Origin of the sequence: Kitasatospora sp. DSM 101779, from assembly GCF_025655475.1 — a bacterium.
In the GTDB taxonomy this organism is placed as follows: Bacteria; Actinomycetota; Actinomycetes; order Streptomycetales; family Streptomycetaceae; genus Kitasatospora.
This window is the reverse complement of record NZ_JAHTIK010000001.1, coordinates 3,915,225-3,916,693: the sequence shown is the minus strand read 5'-3', so window position 1 is coordinate 3,916,693 and position 1,469 is coordinate 3,915,225. Positions and strand designations below refer to the sequence as shown.

General features: G+C 76.9%; 2 protein-coding genes. One reads left to right on the top strand and one right to left on the bottom strand.

Annotated elements, in window-relative coordinates:
* The coding region (locus KSNIM_RS17710) for a DsbA family oxidoreductase (RefSeq protein WP_263104176.1) at nt 1-719 on the top strand (719 nt) is incomplete at its 5' end.
* Between the two features lie 94 nt (nt 720-813).
* On the opposite strand, the gene KSNIM_RS17705 is transcribed toward KSNIM_RS17710, so the two are convergent.
* A partial coding sequence (locus tag KSNIM_RS17705) for an NPCBM/NEW2 domain-containing protein (protein ID WP_263104175.1) occupies nt 814-1,469 on the bottom strand: 656 nt, incomplete at its 5' end.

The window sequence follows — 1,469 nt, the reverse complement described above, 5'->3', positions numbered from 1 at the left end:
GCCGCACCCCCATGAAGGTCGAGATCTACTCCGACATCGCCTGCCCCTGGTGCTACATCGGCAAGCGCCGCTTCGAGCAGGCGCTGGACCGCTTCCCGGGCAAGGACGGCGTCGAGGTGGTCTACCGGCCGTACCAGCTGGTGCCCGACGCCCCCGAGCAGGCGAGCCCGCACCGCGCCTGGCTCGCCGAGCGGTACGGCCCCCAGTCCGTCGCCATGGACGCCCGGGTCACCGAGCTCGGCGCCGCCGAGGGCATCACCTACGACTTCGACGCCGCCCTGCACGCCAACACCTTCCTCGGCCACCGCCTGCTCCACCTCGCCGAGACCGAGTACGGGGCCGCCGTCCAGGCCGACGTCAAGGAGCGGCTGCTCAGGGCGCACTTCACCGACGGGGTCGACGTCGGCGACCGCGCGGCCCTCACCGCGCTCGCCGTCGCCGCCGGCATGGACGGGGAGCGGGTCGCCGGCTACCTCGCGGGCGAGGAGGGCACCGAGGAGGTCCGCGACCAGCTCGACCGGGCCCGTTCGCTCGGCATCACCGCCGTGCCGACCTTCGTCTTCGAGGGCCGCTGGGCCGTGCAGGGCGGCCAGGAGGCGGACACCTTCCTGCGCGTCCTGCAGCAGGTCGCCGAGGAGACCGGCGCCCTCGTTCCCGCCCCCGGCACCGCACCCGCCGACGACGCCGCGGCCTGCGCGGACGGCAGCTGCGCCGTCTGACCACAGCGCAACCGCGACACGCCCGCGACGCCCGGCCCTCCCCGACGGACGGCCGGGCGCCCGCCGTCCGATCGGGCAGCGGTTCGGCCGGGCGTCAGCAGGTGAGCCGGGCGTTCGCCCAGTCCGCGACGTCCAGCAGCGCCCAGCCGCCGTCCGCGCGTTCGGCGACCAGCCGGATCGAACGCTGACCCGCCAGCGGAGCGTGCACCCGCACCGGCCGGGCACCCGCCCGCACCGGACCGGAGCTCGCCAGCACCGAACCGTCCTCGCCCAGCACGCCGAACACGACGCTGCCGCGCCCCACCGCCAGGTCGTCGGGCCCCACCACCGCGTCGAACGCGGTGCAGCTGCGGTTCAGGTCCACCGTCACCCGGGACGGCACGTGCACGCTCAGCGCATGCCAGTACCACTGACCGGCGATCCACAGCCCCGGGCGGCGCGCCAGCGTCCCGCCACCGTGCCGGATGCTCGGCCGCCCCTCCTCCTGCGCGTCCCGCCGCCCGGAACCGGCGAACGGCAGGTCGTCCAGCCAGAACGCGGTCGGCGACGGTGCGGGCGTCCGGGTCGGCGTCGGGGTGGGCGTGGGCTCCGGCGACGGCGGCTCGGGAGCCGGACTCGACGGCTCGGGGGTCCGCACCGGCGACGGCGGCTCCGGGGCCGGCGCATCCGGGGTCGAACCCGTGGGCGACGGGACGACCGGCGCGGCGAGCGGCGAACGCCGCGGCGGCACCGGCTGCGCCGCCGGCGACG